Annotated in this window: 3 protein-coding genes; 2 read left to right on the top strand and 1 reads right to left on the bottom strand. The window is 71.7% G+C overall.

What is annotated here, in order from left to right; all coding sequences use genetic code 11:
• Positions 1 to 555, top strand: a 555-nt coding sequence (locus tag AB0J52_RS36190; protein WP_500187420.1) for a CapA family protein, incomplete at its 5' end; no start/stop codon positions are given.
• A 51-nt stretch (positions 556 to 606) separates the two neighbouring features.
• Here AB0J52_RS36190 and AB0J52_RS36185 read toward each other — a convergent pair.
• Positions 607 to 1,020: a roadblock/LC7 domain-containing protein gene (locus tag AB0J52_RS36185; protein WP_500187419.1), complete on the bottom strand. Its 414-nt coding sequence runs from the start codon at positions 1,018 to 1,020 to the stop codon at positions 607 to 609.
• Between the two features lie 200 nt (positions 1,021 to 1,220).
• Here AB0J52_RS36185 and AB0J52_RS36180 point away from each other — a divergent pair.
• The coding region (locus AB0J52_RS36180) for a nitrate- and nitrite sensing domain-containing protein (RefSeq protein ID WP_500187418.1) at positions 1,221 to 2,463 on the top strand (1,243 nt) is incomplete at its 3' end.

The following is a 2,463-nucleotide window of genomic DNA, read 5'->3' as shown; positions in this document are numbered from 1 at the left end:
GGGCTCGGCTCGCGCCGGATCCTCGCCGACGCCGCGCGCGCCAAGGAGGCCGGCGCGGACGTCGTGATCGTCAGCCTCCACTGGGGCGAGGAGTACCAGCACGCGGCGACGGCCGGGCAGCGGCGGCTCGCGAGGACGCTGCTGCGGTCACCCGACGTGGATCTGATCCTCGGCGACCACGTCCACGTCGTCCAGCCCTTCGAGCGGCTCCACGGCAAGTGGGTCGCGTACGGGATGGGCAACCAGGTCGCCAATCCGTCCGCGAACGCCGAGGGCACCCATGAAGGGCTCGTCGCGCGGTTCACGTTCACGCGGGACGCGGCCGGGCGGTGGACGTCCGAGCCCTCGTTCGTCCCGACCTATGCCAGGCCGGGCCCACCCGTCAGGCTCCAGGCCCTCACCGCCGACTCGCCGGAGCGGCGCGTCGTGGAGCACACGAAGCGGGTCGTGGGCAGCCTCGGGTACCACGTCCCCCTCGCCCCGGACGAGGTGGTCGCCCCCTCGGCGAAGCTCGCGGAGACCGGCGAGCGGGACCTCGCCTCCCGGCCGCGCTGAGCGGCCGCGCCCGCGTCGGACGCGCGTCCGCGCGGGGCGCGACTGGCCGGGTCAGGCCATGCGGGGATGGGACGAGAGGTGCTCGCCGACCTGGCGGACCAGGACGGTCATCTCGAAGCCGATCTGCGCCGGGTCGACGTCCGCGTCGCTGAGGACGGTCAGCGACGCGCCCTCGCCCGCCGCGGTGACGAACAGGAACGCGTCCCGCATCTCGATGATCGTCTGGTGCACCTCGCCCGCGCCGAAGTGGGTCTGGGCGCCGCGGGCCAGGCTCTGCAGGCCGGCGGCGAGGGCGGACAGGTACTCGGCGTCCTCGCGGCCCAGGCCGGCGGAGGCGCCCATCAGGATGCCGTCGGCGGACTGCAGGACCGCCCGGGTCACCTGCGGCACGCGGCGGACCAGGCCGTCGATCAGCCAGTCGAGCCGGTCGAGCCGGTCGGTCGGTTCGCCCCGCTGCGGCGTCACGGGAGTTCCTCTCGTCGGGGGTCAGGGCTCGCGTCCGGGGACGCCCGCGGTGCCCGCGGGGACGTCACCGAACGTCGCCACATGATCGCACCACCGGCCGAGCAAGATCCACAAAACCAGACAAATGATCAATTCAACGGCTATGGTGGCCCGAGTTTTCGTCCCCGCCCGATGCTCCCCAAGCTTGAGAGACGACCCCCGTGAAGAGCTCTCGACGACGTTCGATCAAGTTCTCGCTCTACAGCATGCTCGTCATCCCGCTGGTCTCGCTGGTGGTGCTCTGGGCCTTCGCCGCGCAGAGCGTGGCGAGCCAGGCGATCGACCAGCGGAACATCGACACCGCCAACAAGATCTACGGCAACGCCGTCCAGCCCATGCTGATCACCCTGGCGCAGGAGCGCCAGGAGTCGGTCGTGTGGCTCGCCGCCAAGCACAAGCAGCCGCGCAAGGCGATGGACGCCGTCCGCCAGCGCATGGACGGCACGATCGTCCAGATGAACAAGGCCGCCCGGTCCGGGTCGTTCCAGGACACGCTGACGCCGCTGATGAAGCAGCGGCTCGCGGTCCTGATCGACAAGCTCAACCGGATCAACACCGTGCGCGGCCAGGTCGACTCCGGCGCGTTCAACAAGCTCGCCGCGTTCGACGCCTACAACGACATCCTCGACTCGCACTTCCGGTTCATCTACCTGCTGGTCGCCGAGAACGGCTACCAGCAGGCCTACCACCTGACCGGCATGTCCCGGGCGATGGAGCTGGCCGGACGCGAGGCCGCGCTCGTCGGCGGCGTCCTGGTCGGCGGCGGCCGGATGAGCGCGGACGAGCGCACCGCCATCGCCCAGCTCGTGTTCGAGCGCCGGTACCTGGAGCAGACCAGCCTCTCGGAGTTCAACGCGGCCAACGGCGCGCCGTACAAGGACGCGCTCGGCTCGCCCGAGATGAAGAACTTCACCGCGGTGGAGAACAGGGTCCTGGCCGTTCCCACGTCGTCCAGGCTCAAGATGAGCCCGACGACGTGGCAGACCGCGGTCGGCGGCTACCTGCAGCAGATGGACGGCGCGCTCGGCAAGTCGCGCGTCACGCTCGCCGCCGACGCCAAGCGGACCTCCGACGACACCCTGCTGCGGCTCGCCCTCATCGCGGGCATCGGCCTCGCCGCGTTCGTGCTGACCGCGCTGCTGATGCTGCGGTTCGGGCGGCGCATCGTCCGCGAGCTGCGCGGACTGCAGAGCGCCGCCCACGACCTCGCCGACCAGCGCCTCCCGGACGTGGTGACGCGGCTGAAGCGCGGCGACGAGGTGGACGTCGCGGTCGAGGCGCCGCCGCTCACCGTCGGCCGGTCGGCCGAGGTGGAGAGCGTCGCCGAGGCGTTCTCGACCGTCCAGCGCACCGCGATCGAGGCCGCCGTCGGCCAGGCCGACCTGCGCAAGGCGGTCGGCGGCG

The sequence above is a fragment of the Spirillospora sp. NPDC049652 genome, assembly GCF_040675125.1.
Lineage (GTDB): Bacteria > Actinomycetota > Actinomycetes > Streptosporangiales > Streptosporangiaceae > Spirillospora.
This window is presented reverse-complemented; position numbering and strand designations above follow the sequence as displayed.